Origin of the sequence: Exiguobacterium sp. s133 (assembly GCF_018618595.1) — a bacterium.
In the GTDB taxonomy this organism is placed as follows: Bacteria; Bacillota; Bacilli; order Exiguobacteriales; family Exiguobacteriaceae; genus Exiguobacterium_A; species Exiguobacterium_A oxidotolerans.
In genome coordinates this window covers 73,990-90,363 of record NZ_JACSMK010000010.1, presented here as the reverse complement: position 1 = coordinate 90,363, position 16,374 = coordinate 73,990, and the positions used below count along the sequence as shown (strand labels likewise).

General features: G+C 50.6%; 16 protein-coding genes. 6 read left to right on the top strand and 10 right to left on the bottom strand.

Annotated elements, in window-relative coordinates; genetic code table 11:
* Positions 1-37: 37 nt before the first annotated feature.
* From KNP96_RS13015 to prfA, 9 genes are all read right to left on the bottom strand, one after another.
* Entirely contained in the window at positions 38-1,408 is a 1,371-nt protein-coding gene (locus KNP96_RS13015) for a sensor histidine kinase (protein ID WP_214770993.1), read from the bottom strand.
* Positions 1,405-2,073, bottom strand: coding sequence for a response regulator transcription factor (locus KNP96_RS13010; protein ID WP_214770991.1), 669 nt, complete (start codon positions 2,071-2,073; stop codon positions 1,405-1,407). Before KNP96_RS13010 ends, KNP96_RS13015 begins: the two co-directional genes overlap by 4 nt.
* A 112-nt stretch (positions 2,074-2,185) precedes the next feature.
* Positions 2,186-3,445 carry a serine hydroxymethyltransferase gene (gene glyA / locus KNP96_RS13005; RefSeq protein ID WP_088837978.1) on the bottom strand — a complete coding sequence of 420 codons (1,260 nt, stop codon included), beginning with the start codon at positions 3,443-3,445 and terminating at the stop codon, positions 2,186-2,188.
* 111 nt (positions 3,446-3,556) lie between these two features.
* Positions 3,557-4,096: a TIGR01440 family protein gene (locus tag KNP96_RS13000; protein WP_214767769.1), complete on the bottom strand. Its 540-nt coding sequence runs from the start codon at positions 4,094-4,096 to the stop codon at positions 3,557-3,559.
* Positions 4,097-4,537 (bottom strand): ribose 5-phosphate isomerase B, encoded by a 441-nt coding sequence (gene rpiB, locus KNP96_RS12995; RefSeq protein ID WP_029331763.1) that lies wholly within the window; start codon positions 4,535-4,537, stop codon positions 4,097-4,099.
* Positions 4,538-4,542: 5 nt separating this feature from the next.
* A complete protein-coding gene (locus KNP96_RS12990) occupies positions 4,543-5,058 on the bottom strand; it encodes a low molecular weight protein arginine phosphatase (protein ID WP_029331765.1) in 516 nt (171 codons plus the stop codon).
* 17 nt (positions 5,059-5,075) lie between these two features.
* Complete coding sequence (locus tag KNP96_RS12985; protein ID WP_214770989.1) at positions 5,076-6,074, bottom strand: L-threonylcarbamoyladenylate synthase; 999 nt, start codon at positions 6,072-6,074, stop codon at positions 5,076-5,078.
* Positions 6,071-6,919, bottom strand: a complete 849-nt coding sequence (gene prmC / locus KNP96_RS12980) for a peptide chain release factor N(5)-glutamine methyltransferase (RefSeq protein WP_088837980.1) — start codon at positions 6,917-6,919, stop codon at positions 6,071-6,073. The genes KNP96_RS12985 and prmC overlap by 4 nt, the downstream gene beginning before the upstream one ends.
* Positions 6,919-7,977, bottom strand: a complete 1,059-nt coding sequence (prfA, locus tag KNP96_RS12975; RefSeq protein ID WP_214770987.1) for a peptide chain release factor 1 — start codon at positions 7,975-7,977, stop codon at positions 6,919-6,921. The genes prmC and prfA overlap by 1 nt, the downstream gene beginning before the upstream one ends.
* A 177-nt stretch (positions 7,978-8,154) precedes the next feature.
* Between prfA and KNP96_RS12970 the strand changes: the two genes are divergently transcribed.
* The 6 genes from KNP96_RS12970 to treC all read left to right on the top strand — a co-directional run bounded on the left by KNP96_RS12970 (position 8,155) and on the right by treC (position 14,677).
* Positions 8,155-8,523: a GntR family transcriptional regulator gene (locus KNP96_RS12970; protein WP_088837981.1), complete on the top strand. Its 369-nt coding sequence runs from the start codon at positions 8,155-8,157 to the stop codon at positions 8,521-8,523.
* A complete protein-coding gene (locus KNP96_RS12965) occupies positions 8,517-9,383 on the top strand; it encodes an ATP-binding cassette domain-containing protein (RefSeq protein ID WP_214770985.1) in 867 nt (288 codons plus the stop codon). The genes KNP96_RS12970 and KNP96_RS12965 overlap by 7 nt, the downstream gene beginning before the upstream one ends.
* The gene (locus KNP96_RS12960) at positions 9,376-10,341 is read left to right on the top strand and encodes a hypothetical protein (protein WP_088837983.1); all 966 of its coding nucleotides are present in this window, start codon (positions 9,376-9,378) and stop codon (positions 10,339-10,341) included. The genes KNP96_RS12965 and KNP96_RS12960 overlap by 8 nt, the downstream gene beginning before the upstream one ends.
* Before the next feature lie 50 nt (positions 10,342-10,391).
* Positions 10,392-11,099, top strand: a complete 708-nt coding sequence (treR, locus tag KNP96_RS12955; protein WP_214770983.1) for a trehalose operon repressor — start codon at positions 10,392-10,394, stop codon at positions 11,097-11,099.
* A 469-nt stretch (positions 11,100-11,568) separates the two neighbouring features.
* A complete protein-coding gene (treP, locus tag KNP96_RS12950; RefSeq protein ID WP_214770981.1) occupies positions 11,569-13,008 on the top strand; it encodes a PTS system trehalose-specific EIIBC component in 1,440 nt (479 codons plus the stop codon).
* A 25-nt stretch (positions 13,009-13,033) separates the two neighbouring features.
* Positions 13,034-14,677, top strand: coding sequence for an alpha,alpha-phosphotrehalase (treC, locus tag KNP96_RS12945; RefSeq protein WP_214770978.1), 1,644 nt, complete (start codon positions 13,034-13,036; stop codon positions 14,675-14,677).
* 197 nt (positions 14,678-14,874) lie between these two features.
* Here treC and KNP96_RS12940 read toward each other — a convergent pair whose 3' ends face one another.
* Positions 14,875-16,236, bottom strand: coding sequence for an alanine/glycine:cation symporter family protein (locus KNP96_RS12940; RefSeq protein ID WP_214770974.1), 1,362 nt, complete (start codon positions 16,234-16,236; stop codon positions 14,875-14,877).
* Positions 16,237-16,374 lie beyond the last annotated feature (138 nt).

Here is a 16,374-nt window from a genome sequence, read left to right as displayed (position 1 = left end):
TATCTTACGGATACTATATGAACGGAGCATGAACAACTTACGTCGCCCGTAAAAACGTCAGGATGAACGTCGTCCCCGCGCCGATTTTCGAATCAATCTCGACCGTCCCGTGCAACTGCTTGACGGTCTCGGCGACGATGGCGAGCCCGAGCCCCGTCCCGCGCGAACCGCGTGCCGTGTCGGCTTGATAAAAGCGGTCAAAGGCATGGGCAATCATGTCGTTTGACATACCGGGACCTTCGTCCGTGATGCGGACAATGACGTGCTCCGCAGTCTGTTCGGCTTCAATCGTAATCATGTCCCCGTCGTTTGAAACATGGAGGGCATTCCGGATGACATTTTGAAAAACATGTTCGAGTGCGGCGGCATCCGCCTCGATCGTCATGTCACTCGCGACATCAACAGCGACAGCGACACCACGTTCATCGATTTGGTAGGCGAGTGTCGCGAGCGTCGTCCGAATCGCTTGTCCAAGATGGATTGACTCCAGTCGCATCCGACTTCCTTCATCGAGCCGGGCGAGGACCAGCAGTTGCCGGGTCATCTCTGCCATCCGGTCTGCTTCACGCGCAATCGTTGCCAGTTTATCCTGTCCGACAGGTGCGACATGCGGTTGCAGTTGACCGGCGTACCCTTTAATCGTCGTCAGTGGCGACTGAAACTCGTGCGAGACGTTGGCGACGAACGTTTTGCGCTCAGCATCCGACTTCGCGACTGCTTCCGCCATCTCACCGAACCGCCGTGACAACTCTCCAATCTCATCGCGCGAGGTCGTCGCCACATGAACGGCATAGTCACCGGACGCGACTTGTTTTGTCGCATCCGTCAAGCGTTTAATCGGACGCACGAGATAGCGGATTGAGAAGGCAAGCAACAGAAAACTGATGACGACGAGTAAGCCGAGGAAGGCTCCGACGAACAAATGGAGTTCACGGATTTGTCGGCTCAAATCGGGTCGAATGAAGACGGCGTCGGTCCCGTTTGGCGTTTCGAGCGACGCACCGACTGTATTGACGACTTCATTGTCAAACAGACCGAGTAAAAAGAGATGAAACGGATAGTCCCGCATTCCGTGATAGACTTCCCCGGCGCGGACCCGTTCGATGATCGCCGGTGCCAGTGTTTCGTCGCGGAATGTATTCCCGTGGCGGATAACGGGGCCTGTCTCCGGGACGACATAGAGCTGAAAACCCGTCGCGCTCAACATGTCGTAGAAGGAACCGGTCTGTCCGTCGCCATGCCGTTCATAGTAGGCAAACGATTGATCGACCGCCTCTTCGACCTTTTGACTATAGGAAGACTGCAAGACATTGTAGTAAAACAAGTTGCTGATCAGTAAGGAAATCAAGGCCGACACGAGCAGGACCAGACAGACGAGTCCGACGATTTTCGTATAAAGTGACTTCATCCCTTCGCCTCCAGTCGGTAACCGAGACCGCGGACGGTACTGATGTGAATCGCGTCCGTATGGCGCAAGCGACTGCGCAAGCGTTTGATATGGACGTCAATCGTCCGATCATCACCCATGAAGTCGAGTCCCCAGACCCGTTCAATCAATTCCTCCCGACTGAAGACACGTCCCGGAAAACTCGCAAGCTGATGTAACAAGTCGAACTCACGCCTAGGCAACGTCAATTCCGTTTCGCCAAGCATCACCTGTTGACTGCGTTTATCAATCGTTACGTCACCAAACCGGAGAATCGGAAGCGCCGCCTTTTGATACCGCCGGGCGACGGCGTGTAAGCGGAATAATAATTCTTCCGGGTCAAACGGTTTCGTGATGTAATCATCGGCACCTGCCGTAAATCCGGCGCGTTTATCTGTCAACTCTCCGAGCGCCGTCAACAGCAAAATCGGCAGTTCATCTCGTTGCCGGAGCTGTTCACATAACTCAAGTCCACTCCGCCCGGGGATCATTACGTCGAGAATCGCCGCCTCGAACGTCAGCTCGTTTATCCAGCACGCCGCTTCTTGCCCGTCTGCCGTCGCCCGGACGCGATGGCCGTCTGCTTCGAGCGTCTCGACAATCAGGTGTTGAATGTTTTGGTCGTCTTCTACGACTAAAATCTCCATCTTTCGTCCCTCCTATCCTATCGTTTACTCGTCAATCAAAAAAACCACCTCTGACTTCTCAGCGATCGAAAAGAAAGAGGTGGTTCAACAGACGGGTCAGCATGCGTTCCGATTACCCGCGTTCCGGGTAAAGCGGGAAGCGACCTGTCAATGCAAGGACTTGCTCGTGTGCATTTTTTAATGTGTCGTCGTCTTCCGGGTTTTTGAGGACGAGTTCAATCAATGCCGCAATTTGTTTCATTTCTTCTTCTTTAAAACCACGTGACGTCATCGCTGCCGTCCCGATGCGAATCCCGCTCGTGACGAATGGGCTGGCCGGATCGAATGGAATCGTGTTTTTGTTGACCGTGATACCCGCTTCATCAAGGGCATGCTCAGCGAGCTTACCTGTGATGCCGAGCGGCTGTAAGTCGACGAGCAACAAGTGGTTGTCCGTGCCGCCTGAAACGATCCGCAGACCACGTGCCGTCAATTCTTCACCGAGTACTTTTGCATTCGTGACGACTTGACCAATGTAGTCTTTGAATTCAGGAGCAAGTGCCTCACCGAACGCGACCGCTTTTGCTGCGATGACGTGCATGAGGGGACCGCCTTGAATACCAGGGAAGATCGATTTATCAATCGCTTTCGCATGTTCTTCTTTACAGAGAATCATCCCACCACGTGGCCCACGGAGTGTCTTGTGCGTCGTCGTCGTGACGAAGTGTGCATGCTCGACAGGGTTCGGGTGCAGACCCGCTGCAACGAGCCCTGCAATATGCGCCATATCGACCATCAAGTATGCGCCGACGCTGTCTGCGATTTCACGGAAACGTTTGAAGTCGATGACGCGCGGATAAGCCGATGCTCCCGCAACGATCAATTTTGGTTTGTGTTCTTCTGCAAGCTTCGCGACGACATCGTAATCAATCATCTCTGTCTCTTGATCGACACCGTATTCGACGAAGTTGTATTGAACACCGGAGAAATTCACAGGACTACCATGCGTTAAGTGGCCACCGTGTGAGAGGTTCATCCCGAGGACCGTATCGCCCTGGTCAAGAATCGTGAAGTAGACGGCCATGTTCGCTTGTGCACCCGAGTGCGGTTGAACGTTTGCATGTTCGGCACCGAAGATTGCTTTCGCACGATCACGTGCCAAGTCTTCTGCGAGATCAACGAATTCGCACCCACCGTAATAACGGCGTCCCGGGTAACCTTCTGCATACTTGTTCGTCAGCACGCTACCTTGTGCTTCCATGACAGCTTGCGAGACGAAGTTTTCTGACGCAATCAACTCGATATTATCGCGTTGACGTCCTAGTTCCTTGCGCATTGCCGAAAAGAGTTCCTCATCTTGCTGTTTCAGATACGTAAGCGGTGTTTGTTCCATCTGAATTCCCCCATTCATTTTCGATACGCCTATCTTAACACGAATAATCAGTCCGCGGCACCCACAAAAAGTGCAGAAAAATAGCAAGAGGTATGCAACCCCTTGCATGAATCATTCGTATTTAGCACGCATTCCACCAATTAACTTCGGACGCGTCGTTGCTGCCGTAACATGTGCCTCACCGATTTCCCGGTGTGGAAGGCGAACCGGGATGGCGACCGGCTTCAAGTGCATGCCGATGAACGTGTCTCCGATGTCGATTCCAGCATCTGCTTGAATCGATTCGACGACGACCGGGGCAGAAAAACGTTCATAGGCGATACTCGCCATCGAACCACCTGCTTCCGGTACCGGGACGACCGTGACCGGTTCCAGTCCAAGTCGTTCAACCGTTTGGCGTTCGAGCGTCAAGGCGCGGTTGATGTGTTCACAACCTTGGAACGCAAGATCGATTTGATGCGAACGACGAAATGTATCGAACACCTCGAATAATGCTTCCGCGACTTCCGGCGAACCCGCTTTTCCGATTTGTTTACCGATGACTTCACTCGTCGAACAACCGATGACGAGCAGCTTCCCTTTTAAAGGGAAGCGCTCATTCAAATCGGTCAACGAGGCTTCAAGATCCTGTTTAATCTGTTCGAGATCCATTTACTTCACCTCATAATCCGAGATTTTGCAGACACGGTTTTCGTGACGTCCACCTTCGAACTCCGTCTCTAACCAAATCTTTGCGATATCAAGCGCAAGACCCGGTCCGATGACACGTTCGCCCATCGTCAAGATGTTCGAGTTGTTATGCTGACGTGTCGCTTTCGCACTGAACGTATCATGGACGAGTGCCGCACGAATCCCTTTGACTTTATTCGCTGCGATTCCGATTCCGATTCCTGTTCCGCAAATCAGGATTCCACGATCAAATTCACCGTTCGCGACGGCCTCCGCGACGGGAATCGCGACGTCCGGGTAATCAATCGAGTCAGACGAATACGTACCGAAGTCCGTATAGTCGATCCCGAGTTCCTTTAATAAACCGTTGATTTCTGCTTTGAGTTTAAAGCCACCATGATCTGCACCGATTGCTACTTTCATCTGAACTATTCCCCCGTTTGTCTAGGTTGTTTTTTCGGAAGTTTCCGGTTGTCCGGCGCTTTTCTTCCATTTCCGTTCTGCGTTAATTTTAACACAAGACGGTTGACGAGGGGTTCGAGTTCATTTCGAACTTGGCGATAGACGTTCATCGATCCACCGTACGGATCGTTGATGTCCCGCTCAAGCCCTGTCACATATTCATAGAGGGTGAACGTCCGGTCCTTCAGTTCCGGGTAACGTTCCCCGACTTCTTGTTTATGACTCCGCGTCATCGTCAAGATGATGTCAGACCAGCGTCCGAGAACATCATCGAAAACTTGCGTATAATGCTCGAGTTCAATTCCCCGTTCCCGCAATACTTGGAGTGCGTTCTCTGACGCATCGAAGCCTTGCATCGAACGCAGTCCCGCAGACCGGACATCAAACTCTTGATCTGCGACTTTTGAGCGTAGTAATGCCATCGCCATCGGGCTCCGGCATGTATTTCCAGTACAGATAAACAATACGCGACGTGTGCTCATCTCAGTATCCTCCTTCTTTACGGGCGAATGATCCGACCACCTGCTGCCTTATGGAGCCGATTTCGGACTGCTAGCCCAACCCCTTCTTCTGATAGGTCCCGTACAAAAATCTGATCCACCGTCGTCTGATCAAATCGCCGTAAACAATCGTAAAGACGCTGTGCCGCTGTTTCTGCGGTCGTGCCGAGGAAACAGCGGACATCTGCTTCGACGTCTTCTCCGTCAAAGAGAATGACGCCGGTCTTTTGTCCGGTTTGGCGTGCTTCATCGATGAGCTGCTGCAGGAAAGAGAGGTCGCCCGCCACGACGGACAATGTTGCTTCCGGTGCGTAGTGCGTGTACTTCATTCCCGGTGCCTTCGGTGTTTTATCTTTCATCGATAAAGCAGGATCGAGTGCCACGGTGCCGATCTCCGCTTCCAGCTGTTCACGTGTGACGCCGCCCGGTCGTAAAATGACCGGAGGTGTCATCGTACAGTCGATGACGGTCGATTCAACACCGATACCGGTTTCTCCCCCATCGACGATTGCTGCGATTCGTCCCGAGAGGTCATAGGCGACATGTGCCGATGACGTCGGAGAAGGTTTTCCGGAACGGTTGGCACTCGGTGCCGCCAACCCTAGTCCTGTCGCTTCAATCAATTGAAGTGCAAGAGGATGGTCCGGCATCCGTAATCCGATCGTATCAAGTCCTGCGGTGACGAGGCTTGAAGCGGTTCCGTTCGATTCTAGAATGATCGTCAAGGCACCTGGCCAAAACGTATCCATCAAACGTTTCGCGACAGCCGGAATACGAGTGACGAACTGCTCTGCCTGTTCGATTGACGCGACATGGACAATCAATGGGTTGTCGGACGGTCGGCCCTTCGCGGCGAAGATTCGCCGAACGGCCGTCTCGCTCGTCGCATCCCCCGCAAGACCATAAACGGTCTCTGTCGGCATCGCGACGACTTCCCCTGCTTTTAATAAGTTTACTGCTACATCCAGTGTCTGTTGATCGATCATTTCCGTCTTCACTCTGTACAATCCTTTCGTTCCGCATACACGATACGGTCTTTACCGTTTATATCTTTTAAAATACCCGTTTCCGCAGTAGGATAACGCTCTTTTAACATCATTTGCACTTCACTTCCTTGATTGTGTCCGATTTCAAACACAATCAAGCGAAAATCGTCCTTTAAAATACGTGTGCTGCCGTCAATCAAGCGACGATAAAAAACGAGACCGTCTTTTCCGCCGAACAGCGCGAGATGAGGCTCATGGTCAAATACGACGTCACTGAGCAACTCATCTTCTTCAATATAAGGCGGGTTCGAGACGAGGACACGGACCGATTGATCGGCGAGCGGCTCAAGCAGATCCCCTTGTAAAAAAGTTACGTCGCCGCCAAGTGCCGCTTGATTTTTTTTCGCGACCGCAAGTGCGTCTTCTGAAATATCGACCGTCGTGACCGGCTGTCTGAGCTCGAGCGCGAGTGTGACCCCGATCGCTCCGCTTCCCGTTCCGATATCGACGATTTCACCCGGGTGGAACGTCTCCCCGCCTAAACGACGGACGACGAACTCAATCAATTCTTCCGTTTCCGGACGGGGAATCAGGACAGCTGGCGTAACCTGAAAATCGCGTCCATAAAAGGGTTGGTACCCGATCAAGTGTTGGACGGGAACACCATTGACGTGTGCCAGTAAGTATTCGCTGAATAACAGGTCATCGTCCGGCGATAATTCGTCCGAAAGTCGCACGAGCAATCCCGTCCGGTCGACTTGTAACACATGCATAAGTAACCATTCGGCACTCGACGCCTCGCGTCCTGCCGCGACTAACATCGTTTGTGCTTGATTCAATCGTTTCGCAATCCGCATCAGTTCGCCGCCTCCGATGCCCGTGCCTGGTACTCCATCACGAGCGTGTCGATGACTTCATCCATCTCGCCTTGGAGAATCCGGTCGAGCTTTTGAATCGTCAAGCCGATTCGGTGATCCGTCACCCGGTTTTGAGCGAAGTTATACGTCCGGATCCGCTCGGAACGGTCGCCCGTCCCGACAGCTGATTTGCGTTTTTCATCGTACTCGGCCTGCTGTTCGCGTTGAATTTTATCATAGACGCGTGCTCGTAACACTTTCATTGCTTTTTCTTTATTTTTAATTTGCGATTTCTCATCCTGACAGCTGGCGACGATTCCTGTCGGCACGTGTGTCACGCGGACAGCGGATTGTGTCGTATTGACGGACTGACCGCCGGGACCGCTCGATGTAAACGTATCGACGCGGACATCTTTATCGTGAATTTCAACTTCGACATCTTCTGCTTCCGGCAAGACGGCGACGGTCGCTGTTGATGTATGAATCCGTCCGCCTGACTCTGTCGAAGGCACACGTTGGACGCGATGGGCGCCGTTCTCATATTTCAGTTTCGAGTACGCCCCTGTCCCTTTGACGATGAAGATGATTTCTTTATAGCCGCCGAGTTCCGTGTAGCTCGCATCGATGATTTCGATTTTCCAGGCTTGTTTCTCAGCAAACTTCGAGTACATCTTGAAAAGATCAGACGCAAATAAGGCTGCCTCGTCGCCTCCTGCCGCACCCCGAATCTCGACGATGACGTTTTTGTCGTCGTTCGGATCCTTCGGTAAGAGTAACGCTTTTAATTTCGTTTCGAGTTCCTTGATTTCCGGCTCCAGGATTGTCACTTCTTCTTTCGCGAGGTCCCGCATCTCGGGATCCGTCAACATTTGACGTGCTTCCTGATAGGCTTCCATCTTATCGCGGTAAACGCGATACGTTTCGACGGTCGGCGCGAGCTGGGATTGCTCCTTTGAGACCTCTCGTAATTGATTCGTATCATTAATGATCGCCGGGTCAGCCAACTGATCATTTAATTTTTCATAACGGTCCTCTAACGCACTTAATCGATCCAACATAATCGGTCATCCTTCCTGACGGTTCTTCTATCGTCAGTATAGCAAATATTTAGAACGTCAGTAGCAAGACCTCCTCGCGACCGTCACTTCCGTCGTCAGACCGGTAGTTGACGTCAGACGGTCATTTTCCTATAATTAGTGTACTAATTGAATTAATACACTTAAGGAGGTGGAAGGATGTTTACCGTTGATCCGAAAAGTCCGCTCCCGATTTACGAGCAACTGGTCACGCAAATCATCCGCGCGATTGCGCGGGGAATCCTACGGTCGGGCGAACAGATGCCGTCGGTCCGCGATCTTGCGAGCACGTTACTCGTCAATCCAAACACTGTCTCCCGTGCTTATCAGGAACTCGAAAGCCGAGACTTTATCGTGACGATGCGAGGAAAAGGCTCCTTCGTCTCGGATTTGCCGCTTGACCAAGTCAAACAAGCTGCCATTCAAGAGCACATCACGACACTTTGCCTTGTCGCGAATGAACTATCGATTTCGAACGAAGAACTTTATCAGTTACTCATACAACACAGGGAGGATTCATCATGTTGACCGTGTCACACTTAACAAAACAAATCGATTCGACGATGATTTATGAAAACGCCTCGTTCACATTGCCTGCTGGTACGATCACAGCATTGATTGGACGAAACGGCGCCGGAAAAACGACGTTACTGAAAACACTTGTCGGGGCACTCGAACCCTCGCGCGGGAAAGTCGAATGGAACAACCAGTCAATCCACGACGTCCCGGCAGCACGGAAGCATCTATTTCTCGTTCCCGACTCCATCGGCGTCTACCGTCAGATGACACTCGGATCACTGATTGAGTTTTATCAGGCTTTTTATCCGAACTTCGAACGGACCTATATCGAAAACTACTGCCGCTCGTCGAACCTCGATCGTGGTCGGAAAGTGACGTCGCTCTCGAAAGGACAGGCGCAACTGTTCTTGCTGCAACTCGCGTTTGCGACGAACGCCCCTGTTTTGTTACTCGACGAACCGACAGACGGACTCGACCGGATTAATAAGCGCAACTACTTACAGCAACTGGTCTCTTTACTGACGGAACGTCAGACAGCCGTCTTGATTGCCTCACATCAACTCGAGGAACTCGATACGCTCGCGGACCGCGTGATGACGATCGAACAGCACCTCGTCAAGGAACCGAAGACACTCGACGATGCAAAAGCGAGCATGCAAAAATGGCAAGTCGTCTACGAGACCGTCCCCGAGCTGAAGCACCATGACATTCATGTCCTGACACAAACCGGACGCGTCGTCACCTTGCTCGTTTTATCGGAAGCAGGAAAGCTTTACTTAGAGAAGACGAATCCCTTATTAAAGGACGCCTTACCGGTCCAGATGGAAGACTATTTTTTAGGAACGTTCGGAGGAAATCGTCATGATTAAACAATTGATTCGTTATCATATCAAACAAGGCATTTGGCCGCTCGCGACGTTCTTTTTACTCGCAATCTTCAGCTACGGCTTCAGCAGTTTCTCCGCCATCGAAAATTTCGATACGTATCGTCTTGATGCAAAACCAAATCTCTTGCAAACCGTACTCGTCAGCCCGATTTTCGCCGGTTTCGGAGCGCTTTTGATTGCCGTCTTCGCCATTTTGATGGTTGGTCAAGAACGGGGCAGCGGACGCAGTTTAATCCTCCATGCCTTACCGATTCATAAAAAACATCTATTCTTCATTAAGTTGAGTATCGGGGCCGCCGTATTGATCATCATTCCAATCCTCGGCTTTTTCTCGAGCTGGTTCATCTTACAAGGCATCGGAGGCATCCATCCGTTTGATTACGTCACTTTGAGTGATCTGACATATGACTTTTTTAAATTCTTCATCTTCGATATGACAGTCTTCGCCATTTTCTTGTTCGCAGGAACGATTGCGGGTGATATCATCGGTCAGCTCTTAATCGGGATGTTCCTGTTCTTTTTGAATTACTTCACGTTTTTTGCCATCGCTGCCGTCACGACACTCGGTTTCGGACTTAAAGATGATTTCACATCGTCACTGGATTTTTTGATGACGGTCACAACCCCGTTCCCGTTGTTGTTCCAATCGAATGATTTAACCGGTCCTGCGATTTACAGCGCTGCTTTGACGATCCTGCTTCTCGTCATCAGCCGTCAGCTTTATGTGCGTAGCGAAAACGAGCGACTCGGTCGCTTTACCGTCTTCCCGAAGTCGCATCCGTTTTTCATCATTCTCTTTACGGTCTATACGACGTTCATACTCGCTGCCGTCATCGGCGTCATTTCGTCCGAGAATCAAATCCTGTATTGGCTCGCCGTCTTGATTCTCGCCTGGCCTGCCTTCAGTTCCTACCGCCGGATGATTGGGTGGAGTCGCTGAATCCGTGCTACACTTGTTTCAAATCTTTTAAATAAGGACGGTCTACACCCATGCCAAAATATCTTCAAATTTCCCGACAACTCGCCGCCCGGATTCAGGATGGATCATTACCTGCTGAAACGAAATTACCATCAGAAACGGAATTGATGGCAGAATTCTCTGCGAGTCGCGGGACGGTCCGTAAGGCAATCGATGCGTTGCTCGAAAAAGGCTTTGTTCGTAAACAACAAGGCAAAGGCGTCTTCGTCTTGAGTCAAGATGCGATCGAGTTTCAGTTCAATGGCATCGTCAGCTTTTCGGAAGCCCATCAAAAAATGGGGCAACACGAAGTTGAAACGGACGTTTTGTCTTGCGACGTCATCGATGCGACGGATGAGCTCGCTCAGTTATTCAGTGTAAAAAAAGGAACATCGATCACACGAATCAAACGGATTCGAATCATCGACGGTGAACGCGTCATTTTTGATATCAACCACTTCGTGACAGAACTCGTCCCAGGACTCACTTCAGCGGTCGCTTCCGGCTCGATTTATACGTATATCGAACAAACGTTGAACCGGCAAATCAGCTATGCGAAACGAAAAATCGAAGCGCAGCCTGCGACAGCTGAAGATCGGGAACAACTCGACTTAGAGGGGACGACGCATGTCATCGTCATCACGAATGACACGTATTATTATGAAGGGCAACATTTCGAACATACGGAATCGCGCCACCGTCTCGATAAATTTCAATTTACGGATATCGCGCGTCGATAGACCGCAAGATGGCCGCTCAAAAGACGATTCGAGACAGATTGCGCTCTAAACCGTTTGCATGCCTGGATTTTCCTCATGGTATGACCTGAAAAGCGTTACGTTCGTTGACTCCTACGGGGAAAAGTGCGTTTTTAACGCACGTTCAGAGGCAGGCAAGACCCTGCTCGTTGTCCGTGAGGATCAAGGAGCAACGGCTTGCGCCTCGCCCGAGGAACGCAACGAAAACAGACGCTTGATTTCCCGGTAGCACGTTGTCTACAGTCTTAAACCGCCTCCCTATTTTGTCGGAGAGGCGGTTTTTATCTTGATTCAGAAAGGATTGAAGTCTCCTCTTCTTCAATCCATTTAAACTTATCTATATAAGTTGTTGACTTAACTTATATAGATAAGTTAAGATGGATTTGCGCAGATAAGAAAACGTTTTCATTTCAAGTGATGTCTTCAGTTCAATCCAAAAGGAGAATGAGAGATGAAACCTAATTACCGTCAAATTGCTGAACAACTCATCGAACGAATCGGTGGGAAAGATAATATTGAGCAAGCCGCCCATTGTGTGACGCGGCTCCGCCTGACACTGAAAGATCAAAGCCTCGTCGAACAAGATGCCTTACTCGAAGTCCCGCTCGTCAAAGGGGCATTCCTGAATGCCGGCGTCTATCAAATCGTCATCGGCGCGGGGGATGTCGACCGCGTCTATGCCGAATTCATTCAATTGACCGGATTAAAAGCAACGACCATCGCCGACGTCAAATCGTCCGGTGCTTCCAAGATGAATCCGTTCCAGAAACTGATTAAAGTCTTCTCCGACGTCTTCATGCCAATCATCCCTGCCATCATCGTCGCTGGTCTCTTGATGGGGATCAACAATCTCTTCGGCATCGAGTTCGGCGGAAAAACGATGATTGACCGCTACCCGAACCTCCAGGGGTTATGGGATTTAATCAACATGATGGCGAACACCGCCTTCGTCTTCTTACCGGCACTTGTCGGCTGGTCGGCGACAAAACGGTTTGGCGGAAGTGAAATCCTCGGGATCGTCATGGGACTGATGCTTGTCCACCCGGACCTCCTGAATGCCTGGAATTATGGACAAAGTGCGTTAAAAGGCGAGATTCCGACATTCAACATACTCGGTCTCTTCGAAATCGAAAAGGTCGGTTACCAAGGTCAAATCCTGCCTGTACTCGCAGCGGCCTATGTCTTAAGTACGATCGAGAAATGGCTCAAGGAACGTGTTCCGAATGCAATCCAGCTCCTCGTCGTTCCGATTACGACGATTACTTTAACTGGTTTCCTTGCCCTCGCTGTCATCGGTCCCGTCACGCGTCAGCTCGGCGACTGGATCACGATTGGTGTCGTCAATACGTTCGAAGCCGTCCCGCTGCTTGGTGCCTTGTTGTTCGGTGCCCTCTATGCACCACTCGTCATCACGGGGATGCACCATATGTTCATCGCCGTCGATCTTCAACTGATTGGACAAAGCGGTTCAACCTTCATCTGGCCGATGATCGCCATCTCGAATATCGCTCAAGGATCAGCGACGCTCGCCATGCTCTTCCTCGCGAAAAACGCGAATGATAAAAACATGGCGTCGACGTCCGCGATTTCTGCCTACTTCGGCATTACGGAACCGGCGATGTTCGGTGTCAATTTACGCTTTAAATATCCATTTTATGCAGCACTCGTCGGATCAGCCATCGCTTCTTCCTTCATCGCCGTCAGCGGTGTCTTAGCTCCTGCAATCGGTGTCGGTGGTTTGCCTGCCTTCATCTCAATCGTTCCCGGATCGATTTTGTCGTTCATCATCGGTATGGTGATCGCGATTGTTATCCCGGTTGTCTGTACGTTCCTGTTCCATTACGTCTCGACGAAACGCGCACGAAAAGCGGCACTCAAAGATGCTGCGTAACTGTTTTTAGAAAGGTGTGACTTGTATGACTCTCACAACGACCGACTGGCGGAAATCCGCTGTTTATCAAATCTATCCGAAAAGTTTTTACAGCCCGGAAGGAAAAGCGACGGGCACCCTCCGTGGCGTCACGGAAAAACTCGACTATCTCGCGTCACTCGGCATTGATTATTTATGGCTGACACCCGTCTATGCCTCACCACAAAATGACAATGGGTATGATGTCAGCGACTATTATGCGATTGACCCTTCTTACGGGACGATGCAAGACTTCGATGACCTGCTTGCGGAAGCAACGAAACGTGATTTAGCGGTGATGATGGATATCGTCGTCAATCACTGTTCAACGGAGCACGACTGGTTCCAGCAAGGACGGAATCCCGACAGTCCGTATCATGATTATTTCATTTGGCGGGATGAACCGACCAACTGGCAGTCGAAGTTCGGTGGTCCGGCCTGGTCATTTGATGAAGTCGCCGGCAAATATTATCTTCATTTGTTCGATCAAACCCAAGCCGATCTCAACTGGGAAAACCCGCGTCTTCGCGAAGACATCTATCAGATGATGCAGTTTTGGCGCGACAAAGGGGTCCGTGGATTCCGCCTGGATGTCATCAATCTCATCTCGAAGGATCAATCGTTCCCAAATGACCCGACTGGAGACGGCAGAACCTTTTATACGGATGGACCTCGTGTCCATGAGTACCTCCAGGAAATGAATCAACGTGTGTTTGACGGTTATGACTTGATGACGGTCGGTGAGATGTCCTCGACGACACTCAATCATTGCCGGCAGTATTCAAATGTCAGCGAGGAAGAGTTGAAGATGACCTTTAACTTCCACCATTTAAAAGTCGACTATCCGGACGGTCAAAAATGGATAGCCGCGCCATTCGATTTTCTTGAGTTAAAACGGATCCTGTCGGACTGGCAAGTCGGGATGCAGGGAAAAGCGTGGAATGCCATCTTTTGGTGCAACCACGACCAGCCCCGTGTCGTCAGCCGGTTCGGTGACGATACCGTCTACCGCGTCGAAAGCGCGAAGATGCTCGCGACGACGTTACACGGTCTACAAGGCACACCGTATATTTATCAAGGCGAAGAAATCGGGATGACGAATCCGGACTTTACGGATCTTACAGATTATCGTGACGTCGAAACATTGAATCTCTATGAAGAAAAAATTGCTCAGGGCGAAGCATCTGAACAGATTCTTGCGGCAATCCGCCAAAAATCACGCGACAATGCCCGAACACCGATGCAATGGGACTCGACGCTTCACGCCGGTTTTTCAGAAGCAACGCCGTGGATCGACGTCGCTCCGAACTATACTGACATCAATGTCAAAGCTGCCGTCGCTAATCCTGATTCGGTGTTCCACCACTATAAAAAGTTGATTCAATTACGAAAACAATATGACGTGTTGACGAACGGAATGTATCGTCTTCTCACACCGGACGACTTGTCGATTTGGGCGTACGAACGAACGACAGAGGACGAACAGCTGCTCGTCCTCTCGAACTTCTACAGTTCAGAAAAGACGTTCACGTTACCAGAGACGATGTCGGACGCCGACGTCTTGATTCAGAACTATCCTGATGTCGCACAAGACGGGCGCAACGTCACATTACGTCCATATGAGTCGGTCATGTTCTACCGGACCACTTAACGACTTGAAATGAATAAAGGGAGGTGGATTTCCAGTGCATGACCCGGAAATCCACCTCCCTTTCTCTTGTGAACGATAAGAATTTGCATAGAAAAGGCCGATGCTTCCGTAAAAAGTCGGAAGCGTCGGCCGTTTGATGGATTGTGATCTGACTCCTGCGTCGGATTCACCTCCAAAAGAAATGATCGCTTTTGGATTCAGGAGGCGTTTCGATTTGCCTGTTCTTTTTTCAGCTGTTCGCGGAACAACCTCGTCTCGGCAATGACGACGCCGGACAGACCAAGCAGACCAATCAAGTTCGGTATTGCCATCAAACCGTTGAAGACGTCCGAGATGGCCCAAACCATGTTCAAGTTCGTCGTCATCGCGCCCATTCCGGCGACGAGAACAAATACGACGCGGTACGGCACGATTGATTTTTGACCAAAGAGATAATAAATCGATTTTTCACCATAATACGACCAGCCGAGGACTGTTGAAAAGGCAAACAAGACAAGTCCAATCGTGACGATATACTTTCCGGTCGGACCGAGGAACACTTCAAAACTTGCAGTCGTCAATTCGACTCCTTCTAATCCCGTCCCGATTTTTCCACCCATGACGAGCGTCAATCCTGTCATCGAACAGACGAGAATCGTATCAAGGAAGACTTGTGTCATCGAGACGAGTGCTTGTCGTCCCGGGAAATCGGTTTTCGCCGCCGCCGCCGCGATTGGCGCTGAACCGAGACCCGCCTCATTCGAGAAGACGCCTCGGGCGACACCGTAACGAATCGCCGCCCCGATTGCACCACCCGTAATCGCTTCATTCGAGAATGTGCTGCTGAAAATTGTTGAAAATGCCGCTGGAATCAAGTCATAGTTCATGATCAGGATCAATAAACCACTTCCGACATAAAAGAAAATCATGAATGGCACGAAAAAGCTGACGACTTTCCCAATCGATTTGACACCACCCAAAATGACGCCACCTGTTGCGAGCATTAAGACGATTCCGGTCACGTAGAGCGGTACATCGAACGTTGACTTCATCGCGAGCGCGACCGAGTTCGTTTGAACCCCGTTACCAATCCCGAAAGCGGCAATCGAAGCGAAAGCGGCAAATAAAATCCCGAGCCACTTTTGCTTGAGCCCCCGTTCAAGATAGTACATCGGCCCTCCGGCCATCTGCCCCTTTTCATCGACGACACGGTATTTGACGGCGAGAATCGCCTCCGCATATTTGGTCGCCATGCCGAATAATCCGGATAACCACATCCAGACGATCGCACCTGGTCCCCCAAGGACGACGGCTGTTGCGACACCGACGATATTCCCCGTACCGACCGTTGCTGCCAGTGCGGTCATTAATGCCTGAAAATGACTGATGTCCCCTTCCGATTGTTTCGAGTCCTCTTGTTTCGTAAACGCGAGCTTTAACGCATAAGGAAGTTTTGTAATTTGAATGAATCCTAAACGAATCGTTAAGTAAATGCCTGTTCCGACTAATAGGATCAGTAACGGTGCTCCCCAAACCAAATTTGACACCGAACTTACCCACTCAGTGAATGACGTTCCCATGCTTTTCCCCCTCTGCAATTCGTATGTAGACTTTCCCATTTTTTCAGAATTGACAGAATACTGTCAACCCTATTTCCTAAGTTCCCCTTTCAGAGATGTTCCACACATGAAAAAAACGCCGACCTCCTCCGGCGTGTC

Excerpts from the sequence above, each read along its gene's own strand:
- KNP96_RS13015 (WP_214770993.1), bottom strand. The coding sequence starts at position 1,408 with ATGAAGTCACTTTATACGAAAATCGTCGGACTCGTCTGTCTGGTCCTG.
- KNP96_RS13010 (WP_214770991.1), bottom strand. The coding sequence starts at position 2,073 with ATGGAGATTTTAGTCGTAGAAGACGACCAAAACATTCAACACCTGATT.
- glyA (WP_088837978.1), bottom strand. The coding sequence starts at position 3,445 with ATGGAACAAACACCGCTTACGTATCTGAAACAGCAAGATGAGGAACTC.
- KNP96_RS13000 (WP_214767769.1), bottom strand. The coding sequence starts at position 4,096 with ATGGATCTCGAACAGATTAAACAGGATCTTGAAGCCTCGTTGACCGAT.
- rpiB (WP_029331763.1), bottom strand. The coding sequence starts at position 4,537 with ATGAAAGTAGCAATCGGTGCAGATCATGGTGGCTTTAAACTCAAAGCA.
- KNP96_RS12990 (WP_029331765.1), bottom strand. The coding sequence starts at position 5,058 with ATGAGCACACGTCGCGTATTGTTTATCTGTACTGGAAATACATGCCGG.
- prmC (WP_088837980.1), bottom strand. The coding sequence starts at position 6,919 with ATGCGGATTGCGAAACGATTGAATCAAGCACAAACGATGTTAGTCGCG.
- prfA (WP_214770987.1), bottom strand. The coding sequence starts at position 7,977 with ATGTTGGATCGATTAAGTGCGTTAGAGGACCGTTATGAAAAATTAAAT.
- KNP96_RS12970 (WP_088837981.1), top strand. The coding sequence starts at position 8,155 with ATGTTTACCGTTGATCCGAAAAGTCCGCTCCCGATTTACGAGCAACTG.
- KNP96_RS12965 (WP_214770985.1), top strand. The coding sequence starts at position 8,517 with ATGTTGACCGTGTCACACTTAACAAAACAAATCGATTCGACGATGATT.
- KNP96_RS12960 (WP_088837983.1), top strand. The coding sequence starts at position 9,376 with ATGATTAAACAATTGATTCGTTATCATATCAAACAAGGCATTTGGCCG.
- treR (WP_214770983.1), top strand. The coding sequence starts at position 10,392 with ATGCCAAAATATCTTCAAATTTCCCGACAACTCGCCGCCCGGATTCAG.
- treP (WP_214770981.1), top strand. The coding sequence starts at position 11,569 with ATGAAACCTAATTACCGTCAAATTGCTGAACAACTCATCGAACGAATC.
- treC (WP_214770978.1), top strand. The coding sequence starts at position 13,034 with ATGACTCTCACAACGACCGACTGGCGGAAATCCGCTGTTTATCAAATC.
- KNP96_RS12940 (WP_214770974.1), bottom strand. The coding sequence starts at position 16,236 with ATGGGAACGTCATTCACTGAGTGGGTAAGTTCGGTGTCAAATTTGGTT.